16 protein-coding genes and 1 riboswitch are annotated in these 17763 nt (G+C 41.1%); of the genes, 5 read left to right on the top strand and 11 right to left on the bottom strand.

What is annotated here, in order from left to right:
* Positions 1 to 7: 7 nt before the first annotated feature.
* Positions 8 to 637 (bottom strand): YhbD family protein, encoded by a 630-nt coding sequence (locus tag BM210_RS28740; RefSeq protein ID WP_091175871.1) that lies wholly within the window; start codon positions 635 to 637, stop codon positions 8 to 10.
* A 265-nt stretch (positions 638 to 902) separates the two neighbouring features.
* The gene (locus BM210_RS28735) at positions 903 to 1352 is read right to left on the bottom strand and encodes an SRPBCC domain-containing protein (protein ID WP_091175870.1); all 450 of its coding nucleotides are present in this window, start codon (positions 1350 to 1352) and stop codon (positions 903 to 905) included.
* Between the two features lie 218 nt (positions 1353 to 1570).
* On the opposite strand from BM210_RS28735, the gene BM210_RS35885 reads away from it, so the two are divergent.
* Entirely contained in the window at positions 1571 to 1693 is a 123-nt protein-coding gene (locus BM210_RS35885) for a hypothetical protein (RefSeq protein ID WP_256224120.1), read from the top strand.
* A 3-nt stretch (positions 1694 to 1696) separates the two neighbouring features.
* A complete protein-coding gene (locus BM210_RS28730; RefSeq protein WP_256224119.1) occupies positions 1697 to 2368 on the top strand; it encodes a helix-turn-helix domain-containing protein in 672 nt (223 codons plus the stop codon).
* Between the two features lie 13 nt (positions 2369 to 2381).
* Here BM210_RS28730 and msrA read toward each other — a convergent pair whose 3' ends face one another.
* The 7 genes from msrA to BM210_RS28690 all read right to left on the bottom strand — a co-directional run bounded on the left by msrA (position 2382) and on the right by BM210_RS28690 (position 13090).
* Positions 2382 to 3059, bottom strand: a complete 678-nt coding sequence (gene msrA / locus BM210_RS28725) for a peptide-methionine (S)-S-oxide reductase MsrA (RefSeq protein ID WP_091175869.1) — start codon at positions 3057 to 3059, stop codon at positions 2382 to 2384.
* A gap of 375 nt (positions 3060 to 3434) precedes the next feature.
* Positions 3435 to 6953 (bottom strand): collagen binding domain-containing protein, encoded by a 3519-nt coding sequence (locus tag BM210_RS28720; RefSeq protein WP_091175867.1) that lies wholly within the window; start codon positions 6951 to 6953, stop codon positions 3435 to 3437.
* 368 nt (positions 6954 to 7321) lie between these two features.
* Complete coding sequence (locus BM210_RS28715; protein WP_091175866.1) at positions 7322 to 8125, bottom strand: transglutaminase-like domain-containing protein; 804 nt, start codon at positions 8123 to 8125, stop codon at positions 7322 to 7324.
* A gap of 12 nt (positions 8126 to 8137) precedes the next feature.
* Positions 8138 to 8228: riboswitch (cyclic di-GMP riboswitch) on the bottom strand.
* A 69-nt stretch (positions 8229 to 8297) separates the two neighbouring features.
* Positions 8298 to 8978 (bottom strand): class D sortase, encoded by a 681-nt coding sequence (locus tag BM210_RS28710; protein WP_091175863.1) that lies wholly within the window; start codon positions 8976 to 8978, stop codon positions 8298 to 8300.
* A 587-nt stretch (positions 8979 to 9565) separates the two neighbouring features.
* The gene (locus tag BM210_RS28700) at positions 9566 to 10429 is read right to left on the bottom strand and encodes a sugar phosphate isomerase/epimerase family protein (protein ID WP_091175860.1); all 864 of its coding nucleotides are present in this window, start codon (positions 10427 to 10429) and stop codon (positions 9566 to 9568) included.
* A complete protein-coding gene (locus BM210_RS28695) occupies positions 10430 to 11590 on the bottom strand; it encodes a Gfo/Idh/MocA family protein (RefSeq protein WP_091175859.1) in 1161 nt (386 codons plus the stop codon). It lies immediately after the preceding gene.
* An 87-nt stretch (positions 11591 to 11677) separates the two neighbouring features.
* Entirely contained in the window at positions 11678 to 13090 is a 1413-nt protein-coding gene (locus tag BM210_RS28690; protein ID WP_091175857.1) for an MFS transporter, read from the bottom strand.
* Positions 13091 to 13247: 157 nt separating this feature from the next.
* On the opposite strand from BM210_RS28690, the gene BM210_RS28685 reads away from it, so the two are divergent.
* The 3 genes from BM210_RS28685 to BM210_RS28675 all read left to right on the top strand — a co-directional run bounded on the left by BM210_RS28685 (position 13248) and on the right by BM210_RS28675 (position 15967).
* Positions 13248 to 14468: a helix-turn-helix transcriptional regulator gene (locus tag BM210_RS28685; protein ID WP_091175856.1), complete on the top strand. Its 1221-nt coding sequence runs from the start codon at positions 13248 to 13250 to the stop codon at positions 14466 to 14468.
* A 116-nt stretch (positions 14469 to 14584) separates the two neighbouring features.
* A complete protein-coding gene (locus BM210_RS28680; RefSeq protein WP_177238056.1) occupies positions 14585 to 15091 on the top strand; it encodes a sigma-70 family RNA polymerase sigma factor in 507 nt (168 codons plus the stop codon).
* Positions 15092 to 15967, top strand: a complete 876-nt coding sequence (locus BM210_RS28675) for an anti-sigma-V factor RsiV (protein WP_091175854.1) — start codon at positions 15092 to 15094, stop codon at positions 15965 to 15967.
* Between the two features lie 103 nt (positions 15968 to 16070).
* Here the strand turns inward: BM210_RS28675 and BM210_RS28670 are convergent, their stop codons facing one another.
* Positions 16071 to 16592, bottom strand: coding sequence for a GNAT family N-acetyltransferase (locus tag BM210_RS28670; protein ID WP_091175852.1), 522 nt, complete (start codon positions 16590 to 16592; stop codon positions 16071 to 16073).
* 305 nt (positions 16593 to 16897) lie between these two features.
* Positions 16898 to 17464, bottom strand: coding sequence for a CatB-related O-acetyltransferase (locus BM210_RS28665; RefSeq protein WP_091175851.1), 567 nt, complete (start codon positions 17462 to 17464; stop codon positions 16898 to 16900).
* Positions 17465 to 17763 lie beyond the last annotated feature (299 nt).

Here is a 17763-nt window from a genome sequence, read left to right as displayed (position 1 = left end):
TCCTCCATTACATAGCTCCAAATTGGAGCTTTAATTCCTCGATTCGTTTGGCTACATTGTCGCGAAAAATGATTTTCACGCCGCTATCCATGTAAAATTCACTACCCGCAGGAACAAGGAAACAAGCCGAAACCCCCATTTTACGAATAAACAACAAGTCACAATTTTTACCTTCAAATTTTTTATAGTGTTCACCAAACGTTTGCAGCAAAACCCTTCCCTCATCCAGATTCAGCACACCCGATTGCAAACCATGATCTAGTATAAAAAGCGACAGGATTTGTTCAAATGTATATACCTCCGAGCTGCTAAAATAAGGTTCAGCTGTTTCAATAGCAATAAGTGAAACAATGTTTCGTTTTATCAAATCATATTTGCTTATAGAAAGATCTGTAGGAACTGGGGAAAACATATCCGCCAGCTCATCTAACGATAAATCCTCCTTCATATTAATAATTTTGTCCATTCGATCTAACATCTTCTGCTTCGGAAAAAATGTCTCTTGTCCCGTAAACGCTGATTTTCGAATAAACCACTCCTCAGGAACCAGGTTTTTACGTTTCCATCGGTATAACTGACCATAGGATATCCCGGTTAGCTCTAATAGTTCTTTTTTGGATATCAATTCTTCTTCCATGGGAATCCCTCCATTCAAAAACAATATAACATAACATTGTTACGTTGTAAATCCACTAATTTACGTTTGGCAATTGTGCCTGTGTATATCTCATTCTGTGGATATGTGCATACAAGTAGGAGAAGTTATATACAATACTACGATTTTAGCTGTGAGATATGTGGATAACTTTGTGGATGATTGGCAATCTCGCTTATTCATAGTGTCCTATCTCAAACAAAAAGAACGCCCCTAAGGACGCTCCTTCTGAATAATCAGGAATTTTTTACCAACCAAAATCCAATGTCTTCCCGGTTTCAGCCAATGTCTTGACGTTGCTCAGGATCATCCACCAATGCTTCTCGGTGTCTTTATAGGAAGGATGATTATCTGACCACCGATCATTGACTAAAGTCAGTTTCGTACATTTGCCAACCGTTTCTAACGTAAAGGTCACTCGAGTTTCAAGCTCTGCATGATTAGCCCTGTAGGACGGCCCTGGATGCTCGCTGCAGCTAAGCTCTTTATACCGCTCATATTTCAAAATGTACCCATACACATGAACGGTCTCATCACCATCATTGCCCGGCCCAACATATTCGTACAGATCCCCCTCTTTAAATGTAGATCTGATCACACATCCAAAAAAGATTTTGCGTGTTCCCTCCGGTGACATTAATGCATTCCAAACTTTTTCAGGCTGTGCATCGATATAAAACTCATACTTCAGCTCTATGATTTCACTCCTTCATCCATTTGAACGTATTTGGCAAGGTCTGCGGGTTCGTCTACCATGACCCCTATGTGCTTATGTGCTACTATAATTATAATTCATCTTGGGAGCCAAGTATGGTAAAAACGCGACAAGGGAGCCACTCGTACCATCTAAACGAACAGACCCTGCTTCCAGTACATCCAACCATCATTCCCACGAATACATAGGAGGAATTCATTATGAATGTACATATACCTCAACCCAGTATGGGACTGTTGAATATTCATGAAAGCGAGAAGAAATTTCAGCTTTCCCGTTATGCTCCTTCTGAGGAGATTGGTTTTTTCGTGAAGCATTTCTGAATTGTGAGCTGGAATTTAACAGGTCAGGAGCCGTATTGGCAGGATGTCATTCCGAATCCTTGTGTGAATCTGGTCATTCAGAAAAACCGGACAGGCATCTATGGGGCAGCCAAATATAAATACTCTCAGCTCCTGGAAAGTAAGGGGTGTGTGTTTGGTGTGAAATTCAAGCCGGGAGGATTTTATCCATTTATTAAGAAATCGGTTGCCGTTCTGGCCACCCATCCTATGGATATTTACGACGTTTTTGATGTAAAAACCCTCCATGTCGAGGATGCCATCCTGACACAAGAGGATGCTAGCAGCATGGTGGAAAAGGCAGAAAGCTTTATTCGACCCAAACTCCCAGAAAGGGATGAAACGGTAGCTTTAATTAATCAGATCATTGACCGAATTGTAGAGGAGCGGGAAATTACGAAGGTCGACGACATTTGTGCAATCTTCGCCATTAACAAAAGACAGCTTCAGCGTATATTCGATCAATATGTTGGAATCAATCCCAAATGGGTGATTAAGCTTTACCGATTGCAAAATGCAGCAGAAACCATCGACCACGATAAAAGCTATGACCGGTTGAAGCTATCGGCTGCTCTCGGATATCACGATCAATCGCATTTTATCAAAGATTTCAAATCAATCATTGGCATAACTCCGGATGCATATGCCAAGCAATAAAATCGGTAAACGCCTACCAGCGTATTTGCGAGATGAGATTAATCATTAACTCTCGGCTGTCCGGTGTTGCTGGCCATTCGCGGATCTCGTTCTTGATGTGCTCCATGTTGGTAAAGCCTTTAGCCAATCCGTTCAAACGGGCGGCCAGCGTAGAGTTATTCATATCCTCCTCAGAGGCATACAGGGTGCTTAGCTTTTCAATCGCATTCGGGAATCGTTTCAGATAATATTTTTGATGCTTATCCTCAGCAAGGTAAAATTGGGAATACGAAGCTACCTCGGTTTCTGGCTCCCCCTTTCCCAGAGCCTTCCGCTTCCTGATGACACGCTGTATCGCTTCTTTCTGCTGCTCGTCCGCATACAACAGCAGGGACCTATACTGCCTTCCTTTATAATCGTTAATATTAATCGGATTGTGGTTGTTCCAGAACACATCCAACAATTCTTCAAAAGTGATCTTCTCCGAATCAAAATCAATTTGGAGCATTTCGGTATGATCGCCTATTTGACGGTAAGTAGGGTCAATGGCAGTTCCTCCTGCATATCCCACACGTGTTCTAATGACTCCCGGCAATTGGCCGAACAAGGATTCAGGACTCCAGAAACAACCCATACCGAGCGTAATCGTCTGGATTGTGTTCTCCGAAAAAAACGGTTCGTTAGCGATGTTATGTAATTCCTGATTATCCATAGCTGTCCTCCCGTTTCTAAATATGAAACTATGCATGCACTCCGCTATAAGTTTTCCAAAGATGCCTCATATCTTTATTAATTATGAATCATTTATCCGTATTTTAACGCTATCAACATCGATGATCAATCCTCCGGTAGCCATATTCGCGCCGCGAGGGTTCAAGAAGAGCTGCCGCGGATGAAAAGTTGTTGTGATGGAGGACATCCTCTATACACCGCTCCAGTCCCCCTTGCCATGAAAAAGTCCAAAATCGTATATCGATGTCGCAGCTCCTTCGCTTGTCCCGTGGAATGCCAGTAGTGGCCTGCGAAAAAAAGCTTGTCGGAGACGGTCCCGACAAGCTTTTTGTATCACTTACAACAAACTTCCCACTTATTTATTCTTAAGTAACCTCTTTCTCAGTATGAATCCAGCAAGTATCAAAAGAAGACCTATTAGTTGAATGTACAGATGGCTCGCTTCGCCAGTCTGTGGAAGTGTTGCTTTGGGGGTTACATTAATGGGCACTGTACCCAGTGGCGGTTTCTGAACACCAATATCAATAACCATTTCCGTTTCGTTTCCGTTCTCATCTATTACATCTATGGTTACTTTATCTTTTCCTACATAGCCTGGATCTGGTGTATATGTCCAGTGGCCGTCTGGATCTACCGTCACATTTCCATTGTCCGGTTGTTTAGTGATGGACGGAATGCCTCCCAGCGGTACTTTAATATTGCCTTCAATAGGAGTATCCTGAATCGTCGTATTGTTCCCTGTCGGCTGCGGAGTCGGATCTGATGTGTCGCTGCTTGAATCTGTACCCCCTGTTCCCGCCGGTGTCACCGGTGGTGTTACTGGTGGCGTCACTGGTGGTGTTACTGGCGGCGTTACCGGTGGTGTCACTGGTGGTGTCACTGGTGGTTTTACCGGCGGCGTTACTGGCGGTGTTACCACTTGATTGTTAGTTACGTTTAAATTGACATCGGCCGTTGAATCAATCTTAACAGGAAAGTCCCTTGTGTCCAGTACATACCCCTGTGGCGCCGCTATTTCTTTCACTATATAGTTTCCTGCCAATATCTTCTTAAATTCAATCGATCCCGTGGAGTCCGTGGTCATCACGTCAATAAATGACAGGGTAGAACCGGAAACCCGATACAGCTCAAAGGTCGCTCCGCTAAGAAGTAAATGGTTATCGGTTGAATCGGTTTTTTTAATGATAAGGGAGCCCCTGACTAAGCCGCTACCTGTACCAGATCCACTTGATACACCCACTATAACTTCCTTAGTCGTATCCTTGATCACAGAAATTACATTGTTTCCGCTAAAACTCACTTTATTTGAAACCTTATCATTATTATTAGCAACAATTAAGGATTGGTACTCTAAGATGTACGCAGTAGTGATCGGATTCAAGAAGCTTAACTCGAAGGATTGCTTCCCGCCATTATCTGTCTTGATCACCACTGTATACGCCGTGCCCTTGGTCAGCTCTGTTCCCTTGGATACTTTTCCATCAGCAGCCATTGTCGTAGCGAACAGATGGAATGAATTTGGCAGCAATATTTGGTTATCCGATGGTATGTCGTTCAATTTGGCATCAGCTACACTAGATTGTCCACGATTAATATAAATCGTCCAATTAATTTTGTCACTGCTCTGTTCGCCATTCTTGTATACATATTCTCCCCCGTTGGGGATTTCCACGAAGGCCGTTAAGGCTTTGGATACCGGATTATTTCCGTCAAATAATTGCGCCGTATTGTTAACTTTGTCGCCTATCAGCTCACCTTCAAGACTTGTCTCAAAGACAACATAGTATGGGGTAGAAATAGGCTTCAAAAATGTCACAACCAACTTATTATCGCTGCCTAAATTGTATTTGTAATAGGTACTATCTACTACTGTTCCTTGGGAGGGCTTCCCATTAGCCGCGATTGTCATGTTGTACATTTGAAGAGAGCCGGAAATCAGCTTTTGATTCGCTTCCAAAGTATCCTCCATTACAGCATTAGCAAGGGGTTTGCTATTGTAATTGATACCTACTGTCCATGTGAGGTGTTTGGATAAAGGATTGTAGGATCCAGACTTGAATCCGTTATCCTTAAATTCCTTTCTTGGTGTAAACGTTGAAGTTACTGTTTTCGTCTTCGGAGAGGAAGCCGCATCTTTCCATTCAACTGTAGCTCTGTTAATAAAATTGGTTGTGCTGTCTAGAGGACTGATCCAATCGTTATTAAATTCAGTTATGTAACTAATGGAGACAGGACCCGAAATTGCATTAGTAAATGTTACTTTAAAACCTTGATCCGGCAGTATCGTGTTATCCAATGAGTATTCCGATGCAGGCATTGTAATCGCACCTTGTTTAATCACCAATGAGCCTGGTATAAGACGAAGACCTTTATTAGGGAATGTATCCTTAACTATAACATCGTTCATCAGTTGGCTATCACCATTAATGTCAATGTTCCATACTACGGTTTTGTTTTGGTAGTTTACTGCCCCCGCATTTTTGACAATAATCACTTGGTTAATATTTTTTGTAGCCGTTTGGGTATTCCCACTACTACCATAGGTAACTTTGTTCGTTATGGTGACAAGGTCGTCATAAACGCGACTAGTTGCCTTCGTTTGGTATTTGATTTTGTATGCAGATGAAATTGAATTGTTAAACTTCAGTATAAAACCCACCTTACCCGTGGTGACGGGTGCGGAACTCACTGTATACTGATCAGCAGGTACTTCGCTACCGAGCGTCTCGCCCCCGGAGCTATCTAGCGTAACCGGAAACACGTGCATAGATCCCACAACGAGCTCCTGGGAATCATCGATGAAGTCTGTCAAAAAGGCATTCGCCTGTGCAATTGACTTCACATCGTAATTGTATTTGATTTCCCAATCGATAGTCTGGGTACTAGAATTGTATTTCGTTGTAATTTTGTTCAAGGGAAGCCCTCGCTCAACAGCAACAGTTGCGGCGGCTTGAACTATCGGTTTGTCGCTGCCTCCAAAGGTTGCCGTATTGATAAAAGAGGACTTGTCTACATCTGTAATCGGTGTCGTGAATTGGACACGATATGCCGTTTGAATAGGACTATCTGTGAATATCACTTTAAGTACATTACTGGTCGTATCGACCGTGTACTTGTTGCTGGCAACTAAAGATCCCTTGGTTACAGAACCATCCAGATTAACGCTTAGATTATAAACAGCAACAGAAACAGGAACGGACAAACCTGTAGGAATCGTGTCAGTTATGATCGCGTTCTGAACGGAATCCAATCCCTTGTTGATGTCAATCGTCCAATCAATGTTTTTGGCATTGAAGCCTTGGGCCAAACCACTTTTCTCTATTGTTGATTTCACATAAGGCTTAAATTTGAGCGTAAATACCTGCTCCCCCGAGTTAATCGGAATTTTAATAATTTGAGTCGTGCTACCTGTAATTACACTCGTATCAAACTGAGTCTTGAAAGTAAGCGTACCTTGCACATCGCTATGATTTTCTATGTAACTATTAAAGGTCATAAGTACTCGATGATTGTCTTTACTAACACTGAAAGTCCCTACATTTTCGCCAGCGCGCACAAGCTGACCACTGATATCATTGAAAAGCAAAAACGATTCCGGCAGCGTGAACATAAATGTGTCCCCATTATGATAACCATGCCCATTCGGTAAAGACCATGTATAATCCAACTGCACTTTGGAGCCTTGCTCATAGACGTTGCCTGTCACGACTTGTCCCGTGCTGTCATATACAGTCATAGTCACACTATCGAGGATATTGCCCGAAATCGCGCTTGCAGCATGGGCTTGATTCAAAAAGCTGACTCCAGAAATAAACTGCAAGATAATCAAAAGTACAGCGAGTAAACTACTTGTTTCTTTCTTCAACTTGCTCATTCTAAGCCCTCACTCCATCATCAATAAGATATCTATATTTATCCTCTTAAATGAAACCCGAAACATCCAGGTCATTAAGGATTACTTTCTTTTAAAAGTCTTCAAATTACATCCATAGAATGAATCTAGAACCTATTTAATTCTCAACCTTTATTCATCTATTTCGAATTACCATATTATATACTATTTTAAACATTTTTTGGTTATTTTTTATAATTTAATCTATTAAAAGGTAATTTAGACCGATCTACAGAAGATATTGTGTTCCATAAACAAAAAAAGAAACAACATTTGCGCTCAAATGTTGTTTCCTCAGTTTATATTATTTTTCACTTATCTAGCATAATCAGACTCGTCATCTCTTACTCTTAATAAACTTGGGTAACTTTGTAGTCAGCCGTATTTTTAAGCATCGGTGTTTCTTCCCCGCCTTGTACACGGGTCGCATCATACGTTGTGTCGATAGTAACCCATTCATTACTTTCCTTTAGAAAAACTTGATTCCAAGCGTGGTATACATCAGGTGCATTTACTTCGTAACCCATCATAAGTCTAGTAGGAATTCCTTCACTTCTAACCATAGCTGCGAATGTAGCCGCATAATCATAGCAGATTCCCGACGCTTGGTCATAAACTGCATCCAGAATTGGAATATAGCTGGCTTCTACCGTTTCTGTTTTAGCATAATCGTATTTAATATTTTTTGTAATGTACGAATAGATTGCTTTAACTTTATCGATATCAGTTTTGGCACCCACGGTTAACTTCTTAGCCTCAGCGACTGATTTCGTTGCATCGTTCCAGTCAATGAGTTGAATGGATTGTACATAAACTGAATTTTCATTTTCTATCTTCAAATCAATATTTTCTTGTAAAACTACTTTATACTTATTATTAGCTATTAATTCTGCTATCATGACGTTGTAATTGCCATCACCTAATTGCAACGGGTAATGAGCACCATTTGCTAGATTATAATCGTATTTAACATTCCCTTTAGTAATTCGAACTATAGCTTTCGTATCTTTTGAGTTTGAGTTGACCGTAAAAATGCCCTTGTTCAGGGAGCTCTTATCTATTACGGGTTCGAGAGATTCTGCATAAGCCCCTTGGGATGCAAAAATCAGAAAAAGTGCGAATAGCACAGAAGTAATCCAGAGTCTGGACAACATAAAAACTCCCCTTTCGGTAACTGGCTGCCATCTCAGCACGAATGCTAAGGAAGGTCCTATAGTTTTGCGTCTCTAGCTTTCGCTAGATTTGCCTTTATCGGTGGAAAGCACCGGAAATATATTCGTTTATATGACTTAATATAGCATATACTGGGCTTTTATACCATATAAATTAATTCGTACCTTCTACCATTTTACCTTTGATAATGATACGATGGGTCGCATTTTCCATAGGATGGCAAGTAATCAACGTAATCTCTCGATCTTTGCCATTGCCTTTAAGAACCCATACATCTTCTGGCAGCACATATTTCTTATCTTCTACTTTATACGTATACTTTTTACTCCCTGTATCTACTTCTATTAAATCCCCGACTGCAACTTCATCCAGTCTATTAAAGTTTTTTCCATAGGTTAGATTCCTATGCCCGGCGATAGAATAATTTCCGATTGCACCTGCTTTACCTGTATTCGCAATGCTGGCAATAGACAGATTCAGATTAGCCACTGTCGCATTCGTTAAAATCGGGAGCTTTAGATTAATTTTATCAATACTTAATACGCCCTCCATATTTTTGTAATGGACAGGAACCGGCTTCGCTGCGGTCGGCGTTATGTTCAAAGGCTCGGGCTGGCTAATCGCAATTGTACTCGTTTCTGGAAGTGGGGTAGGAATGCTTTCTGCTGCGGTTTCCGTCTCAGGTGCCCCCAGATCCATATCTTTCAAATTGTCCTGCCACTGCTTCAAAATTTGCTGCTGCTGATAGCTCTCATATCGATCAATAGCCGTTGGATAGATCAAGACGATAACTCCAAGGACAATGCACACAATCGGAACCATTTTTCTTATCACCGCGATTTCCTGCCTTTCTATGACAGTCATTCATATGTACTAACATATTATAGTCCAGCATGTATGTTAAATCCATTCCAACAATCAGTGATCGTGGCCACTTCCCGTATCCAATACGCGCTTACATACGAAAGCTTTTACAAAAAGTCAAAGGTGAATCGGGAGATGTGGAGAAGTAAATAAGAGGGCCAATACTCCTAAGGAGCTTATGTATGACTAATCCGAGTAAACGACAAAAATAAGTGCAGCAGGCAAAGAAATTACTTTGTATCGTGTGCGCAGCGGTCAATGCTGTGTGCTTATGATTGCAAGTATACTAGGGGAAACGGAATACGAGGCTTCTGTTTCAATCGAGGCTGATACTGAGGTTTTATTGCTCCCTGTTGCCGAATTCAGGAATTGGATGAACATTCATCAACCGATACATTTGAGGATCAACCCCACAAGCCATCCTCCAAAGCAGCAGATCCACAACCAACCGTTCCTGACTGCTTCTGCTGAGTAAAGCAAATACCCTTACACCAAGAAAGGCTGCCCCGCGGCAGCCTTCTTGGTCTTATATCTGGTTCAGACGAAGTTTCTATATATTAAAACCAATCGCCATAACCCATTTTTCTCAGGTTGTCCGCAGACGTTTGTAAGCAATCAAATGGATCACGACCGTATACATCATCCTGCTCAACCAAGAAATACTGCGAGCCGCTTTCAAGCCCCGCTTCCATAATGCCTTTAATATCAAGGTTGCCTTCTCCAACCTCTGCAAATTCAACAACATTCGTGAAAGCTTGCATGAATTTACGCATGTCCATGCCGCCTTCCAATGCGCTCATATCGATCTGACCGATCCGATAGTCTTTCAAATGCAATAAGGCAATACGTCCTGCATACTGTTTAATAAATGTAATTGGGTTTTCCCCGCCTCTTTGAATCCAGTGAATATCAAATTCAAAGCCAAGATGAGTCGTATTATTTTTGATGATATCCATCAGGTATTCGCCATCATATTTTTGAAACTCGATATGGTGGTTGTGATAGTATAATTCAATTCCATGCTCGGCTAATTGTGCTGCGACTTGATCTGCTTTTTTGACAAATTCCATGATTTTATCTTTATTACCAATGGTTGTCAAAGGAAGCATCCCAATGCGTAAATAGTTGCAATCCAATGTTTTGCAGTCATTTACAATTTTATCAAAATCAGCAGTTAAGGTCTCGCCGGGCATACCTGGCATCATAGGCTCCAGAGCCGCAGAAAGTGAAGCAATCTTGATGTCGAAATCTGTACTGGCTCTCTTTAGCTCTGACACATTTTCAGCTGTCATGGGAATTTGAGAAACCTCCACACAGCGGTAGCCCAGCTCATTTACTTTTCGCAGCGTCTCATAAACGCCGATTTCCTCCACTTTCCCTTTGAGCATCATCATTTGTACGCCAATTTTACCTTTTTTCATTTAAATACCTCCATTCATTTTTTCTTCTTCAATCTTTTTATTTAATTCAGCTACATAAAGCTCTTCATCAAATGGAATTTCTACTTGTTTACCTAAAAAGCTCGATAAATGAATAGCATTGGCCAGCCTAACTCCATGTATGCCATCGCTGCCAGCTGCGATTAAAGGTGTGCCATCACTAATATTGGCGGCGAAATTTTCCAATACGGCGATATGCTGAGCACCCCATACACTTTCAAATTCAAGCACTTCTTCACTATAGATTTCAGTTGCGCTTTGACCCATGAAAATTTTCATAACATCCTGCATGCTCATCGTAGCGCTCATTTCGGGCTCAGGTGTAATCAATCGCTTAATCGTAATCTTCTTGCTGTCATCCACAACGATTTTACCCTTAGCGCCCAAAATCTCAAAACGGTCTGTACCCAAAACATCATGCGTGCAAGTAATAAATACGCCTGTCGCACCATTCTCGTAGTCAAACATAGCGGTTACTTCATCTTCAACGGAAATTTTTCTTTGGTAGCCGTATTTCACATTGGAAACTACCTTTGTCGGCATACCGCAAATCCACTGCAGCAAATCCAATTGATGCGGTGCTTGGTTAACAAGCACACCTCCGCCTTCGCCTTTCCAGGTTGCTCTCCACTCACTCTGATCGTAGTAGCCCTGTGGTCTCCACCATGTAGTAATTAACCAGTTGGTCCGGCGAATCTCACCAATTTCATCGTTATCAATCAATTCTTTAAGTTTTTGATAAAGCGGGTTCGTTCTCTGATTGAAGAAAATGGCAAAGGTCAGCTCGGGCTTGGTTGCTGCAAAATCGTTTAATTCCTGCACCTGCTTCGTATAAACGCCAGCCGGTTTTTCAACTAGAGCATGAATATCACGCTTTAACGCCTCGATTCCCATCTCCGGGTGTAAGTAATGGGGTACACAAGTCACAATAGCGTCCACATTGCCGCTCTCCAACATGTCGATGTAATTGTCATAAAACGGGATATTCGGATACTTTTCCGCACACCATTCTTTTTTGGCTGGATCTGTGTCACAAATCGCTCCGATAACCATGTTTTTAACTTTTCCATCCGCTAAAAATCCAGCGTACAACCCGCCTTCAGCGCCCAATCCAATAATTCCCATTTTCACATTTTGTGTCATTATATTCACTCACTCTCTCTATTATTAATATCCTCACACACTTTTGCTATTTTTCCATAGATGTTGGTTTCATTGTCATGCCAGCATTCAAGACTTGGCTTCTCTTTTACTAGCAAGATCAAGCGTAAGTTGCTTGGATTGCTGCTTCGTTAATGGATATAAGAATACCAATACGATAAATACCAATAAAAAAACGATTCCAGGCACTAAAGTAGCTATGGTGTGAATCCCGTCTAGTGCGCTTTGTGTTTGCACCTTGTGAGTGGCATCATACCCAACTGCCGTTAATGCAAAACCACCAATACCACCTGCAATGGCTTGACCTACTTTACGAGAGAAGGAATAGACAGAATACACGGTCCCATCTTCCCGTAAACCTGTTAAATATTCATGATAATCGATCACATCCGTTACGAAAGCCCAAACTACTAAATTGAAAAAGGCATATCCAAACATACCAACAGCTGAAATCGCAATAAATGGGATTGAAGTTAACTGCGGTAAGAAGTATAAAAGCATATACACAATACCTGCAATTAACATACCTACGGCCGCGACTTCCTTTTTACCGAATTTAGCTACCAAAGGTTTGGCCAGCGGCATTGCAATAAACACAGTCCCGATTTGGATAAAACCAACCAAGCTTAGTGCCGCTGCATTGCCAAAAAAATCTTTAAACAAATATACGTTAACTGCACCCAAAAGCATGTTACACATCATAAAAATGAGGGATGCGGTTAAAATAGCAATTAGTGGTTTGTTTTTCAAAAGCCCTTTTAATGTTGTAGTTAAATTTGATTTATGCTCTTTAACTTCTGGGGTTACAACACGTTCCGTTGATAATTTATAACATGCCATGTAGCAGGAAATCGAAAGAATACCGAAAATTATGGCTCCTAATGTAAAACGGCTTGCATCCGCCTTATTGTTTACAAACAAGATCAAAGGTCCGGCTACATTAATGATTAAAGAGGCTAATGAACCGCCCATTGCTCTGAAAGCAGATAAAGTTGTACGTTCGACAGGATCATTCGTAATCACAGAAGCCATAGAGCCGTAAGAAATATTGACAGTACTATACAAAGTCCCCCATACCAAGTAGGTAATAAAGGCATATGCCAGATAAAACCCGTCCGACATTCCAGGAATTTTGACGAACATTAATATACCTGAAAGAACGAGCGGAAAAGACATTCGGAATATCCACGGCTTAAATTTGCCATGTTTACCCGTTTTCCTTGAATCAAGGAAACGGCCCCAGGTTACATCGGCAATAGCATCCCATAAACGTGCAACTAAGAAGAGGAGCCCTACAGTAACGGCGCTAATACCGAAAATATCTGTATAGTAAACCATTAAAAAGGAACTTACTAAAATAAAGAAGAAATCATTTCCAAAATCGCCGAATAAATAACCAAGCTTATCTTTTAATCCAAATTTTCTGATTTCCACAACTGTACGTGCTGCTTCTGCTGCTTCCAGACTGACATGTTGTCCCATTTGGTCTCCCCCCACGATGTTAAAAAAGTCATTCGGCTTATCTTCCAATTCCAGTTGAAACGGTTTACAAAATGAGTATAATCTTATTTAGAACTTATGAGAAGGATTTAGATTGCTCTTTTAGGATTATATTCACATGTAAAGGATTGGTTAAGTGATGATCAAGCATATTCAAATGACCTCTGCAAGTATAACGATTTTCAATGTATTTGATATCAATACCGTCATATTGAATTCAGAAGGCTCTGTTGAAATGGCGCATATCCACGATCCGTTACCGAATTTTTTACTCCAGATGCAGCGAGAAGATTTTCTAAGGCTTAACTGTCAAACAAAAGAGGATACCACACAATGCTGCACGTATACGAATGTATTTGGATTTACCTATTTATCAAGATTCGTCGAGTTTGAAGATGAGGAGCCCCATGTTTGGGTTATCGGGCCTTTTCTCATGCAGATCCCTGATATGGATAAAATCGATGCGTTATTCCGTACAGAACAAAACAAACAAATGGCTATGGGCGAGTTTATAAGAGGCTTGAAGCTGCTCAGCAATTCCAGAATCCAGAGTGCCGTGAACATCTTGAATCAGGCAGGCTCCATTCGGCAGGTTCCGTATCGAAAATTAAACTCACAACAACATACATGGGATCGATTAGAAACTAACGACATCCAGCATATTTTGGCCCAACCGGATGAACAAGCTACCAAAGTGATTGAAATAAGATATGAACTAGAGAGAGAAATTATGAGCGCAGTCGAAAACGGGGATAAAAAAGCGATGAACAATCTCATGGCGGAAATGAAAAATGCATTTGATTTCTCGGATCGTTTTCCCCATCAGCCTGTTAGGGCCATGAAAAACATGTTAATTGTTTTGAATACACTGTTACGCACGGCTGCAGCGAGAGGAAAGGTTCAGCCGTTTTTCCTGCATCATATTTCCGAAAAATTCTCCAAGCAAATTGAACGTTGTGACAGTATCAATTCCCTGAATGCACTACTGGATAGGATGTATGAGGAATACTGCGATTTAGTGAACCATCGTGCCATCTCGGGATATTCTTCCTTGGTGCAAAAGGCAGCACAGCATATCCTTGTATATTTCAGCAAGCCATTGGAGCTACAGCAGTTGGCAGGCATTTGTCTCGTGCATCCTGCGCATTTGTCCAGACAATTCCGGAAAGAAACCGGGATGACTTTGACCGATTATCAGAATAAAACGCGAATCGACCAGGCTAAGCTTCTCTTAAAAAAAGAGAACACCTCCATCGATTGGATTGCCGGTCAAGTCGGATTTGATGATGCAGGCTATTTCACACGTATATTTAATAAGCTCGAAGGCATGACCCCGTCCAAGTATCGCAAAGAATTCTAAGTAAAAAAAGGAAAATAAAATGAAATAGATTCAAGTTCAAACTTTTTTGGGCTGCCCATACGTCTTACTTGTATAAAGACATCAATTATTCAAAATAGAGAAAGGTAATGCCTATTATGCCCAACAGGAAAATGGAGAAATTACTCACTCGATGCATAATCGATCACAAGGAAAACGTTTATCGACTAGCTTACAGCTATGTCAAAAATAAAGAGGATGCGCTCGATATTGTTCAGGACTCCATCTATAAAGCGCTCAAATCCATTGAACTGCTCAACAAACCTGAAGCCATAAAAAGCTGGTTCTTCAAAATTGTTGTGTATACCTCTTTAGATTTTCTAAGAAAACAAAAGAACGTTCAAATCGTAGACGAAGAAACGATCGATTCCTACAGCTCGGGGACAAAGGACATTTATCCAAATATCGATTTAGAAAAAACGTTAGACGATCTCCCCCACAAGTATCGAAGTGTCATCGTGCTTAGATATTTTGAAGACTTAAAGATTGAGGAAGTGGCTGAAATATTACATGAAAACGTCAATACGATAAAAAGCCGGCTCTATCAGGCTCTCCAATTATTAAGAATTACCATGAATGACGAACCTGCCAAGGAGGTAAAATAAATGGATGCCTCATTAAAACAGCTGCAAGATGAATATAAGCAGATACCTATTCCTGATGAGCTGGATTTTGTAGTAAACCGAGCTTTACAAACAAGGAGGAAGAAACGAATTCCCTCAAAGTGGCTCGTTGGAGCTAGTGCGGCAGCACTGATTTTTGTTATCGGAATCAACGCCAGTACGACTGTGGCGAATGCCTTTGCTGCGATACCTGGGGTCCAGAGTCTAGTCAAGGTGCTCACTTTTAAAGAATATAAAATTGACGAGCGAACCTATAATGCAGATATCAAAGTACCTGTCATTACCAATCTCGATAACAAAGCATTGGAACAAACGCTAAACGAAAAATATTTGACAGAAAACAAAAAGCTATATGATGACTTTCAGACTGAAATGGAAGCATTAAAGAAACAAGGAGGCGGTCACTTAGGGATAGATACAGGGTACGAAGTGAAAACGGACAACGATGCACTATTGTCTATCGGCAGATACGTAGTCAATACCGTAGGTTCATCTTCAACTACTATGAAATATGACACGATCGATAAGAAAAACCAAATCCTATTGAGTCTGCCTATGCTATTTAAAGATGATCGATATATAAGTGTAATCAGCGATAATATTAAGGAACAGATGAGAGCACGAATGAAAGCAGATCCCAATAAAATCTATTGGATCTCAACTGAAACAAATAAAGTACCGACTGAAGAATTTACGAGCATTCACAAAGATCAAAACTTTTATATTAACAACGAGGGTAAATTTGTGATTTCTTTTAATAAATACGAGGTTGCTCCGGGCTATATGGGGATTGTAGAATTTGTCATTCCAACCGATGTGCTTTCTGACGTTCTGGTTAGCCATAAGTACGTTAAATAAGTTAGAACTGTTCAGGTGGGGGAAGCTTCTTGCCTGGCTCAACGCTAAGCCTTCAAGGGCTTAGCGTCTTTTTATGAATGGCTGCATCGTCTTCTCTGAGGTGTTATCCAATCCAAAACCTTTTGACGATATTACCATCGTCCTCGATAAATTCGGATTCAAACACACCGCCATGCCTCAAAATGGTCTTCTCCGAACCAATGTTGCCCTTATCGCATACTAACAGCACTCTATTCAAGCCCATCGCCTTCATGATATGTAACGTTTGGGCCAATAGAGCACTAGCATACCCTTTGCGTCTATGGGAGGGGCTTATTCCATAGCCAATATGGCCGCCGCTGTTCATAAGCTCCTCATTCAAGCGATGGCGGATATTTGCCGCGCCTACAAGCAGGTTTTCCTCGTTCAATAACCAGTAGGTCGAATGAGGCACCCAACTGGGATTGGTCAATTTCTCCTCGCTATCTTCCGAATAAAGAGATTCCAGCAGAACCTTAAAATCACTGGGGTCCTTTCGAACAACCCAGGGTACGATGTGTTCACCGCTGCTCTTCCATTCGTCATAGAACGACAAGTATAATTCACGGTATTCCATGGAAGGCCTAACTAATCGGATTTTGTTCATGAGTATCACTCCTGCCTTAAAATTATTCCTAATTCTTACCATAGATTGTTTATTGTTCCTGAGTCAAGGGTGCGGAAAAATTAACACAACCTTCAGGAGTGATTAAGGTTAACTTAATTAACCACTGGTATTCTATTTATACCCTCCTCTTACATTAATGGTCAGACCTGCATCATTTCAATGATGCAGGTCTGATTTGCGTTTATAGCACTCGTCGTATCTGGTTCGTTATCACCCATTTCGGCTGATAAGAGCAGTCGCTCCCTAGAACCTCTAATCTTGGCATAGACAGGTTAATTGGTTTATTATGAATCCGATTCGCATAATCGAATAAAATGGTCTATATCTGAAGAGAGCATTGCAGGTATCATCCCTTGTATTTTATCGAGCGGCCAGTCCCACCATTTTATTTGCAATAATTGTTGGATCGTATCCTCACTGAAACGATACTTTATTATTTTTGCAGGATTTCCCGCTACGATCGCATAGGGTGGAATATTCTTGCTGACTAAGGAATAAGCCCCGATAACAGCCCCGTCTCCGATCTCTACACCTGATAAAATAGTTGAGCCCGTAGCTATCCATACATCATTGCCGATCATCACATTTCCTTTGGATCTGGGATGACCCGGAATATGGGAATATTCATTCATTACTGTACTAAACGGATACGTCGTAACCCAGTCCGGTCGATGCTCGCCACCCAAAAATATGGAGACCTTTTCCGCAATAGAACAGAACTTCCCTATATTCAATACACTCCCTTCCCCCCACGACCTGATATCTGGATTACCATACGTAAATTCCCTAATATGATATATTTTTCCATCCGTCCTTTGAGGCATTTGCACCTTCAATGAATGTAAACCCATCCTTTCACGCCCCTATTCACAGAGTTCCATGCATGATATTCGCTGTCCTCGCTAAGTGCTTCATAGGTACCTCATATTGGGGCAAGCCGTCTTGCTCCAGCATTCATCTGGTATCAAAACGTCTATTTAAGATGAACTAACATTATGACAGCAAAAGGCGCTGCGTGTTTCTTGGGTTCATCTTATATAGCATCAGGTTGTTGCACAATCATTAAGTGGGTTATCGTCTATGATGTCACTCTTTATGGGCATTCGCATATCATACGTTGAGCTAGATAACTCAAGAGGAGTGGAATATT

The sequence above is a fragment of the Paenibacillus sp. 1_12 genome (assembly GCF_900114475.1).
In the GTDB taxonomy this organism is placed as follows: Bacteria; Bacillota; Bacilli; order Paenibacillales; family NBRC-103111; genus Paenibacillus_S.
Note: the sequence above shows the minus strand (reverse complement) of the source record. Positions and strands in the feature narration are given on the sequence as shown.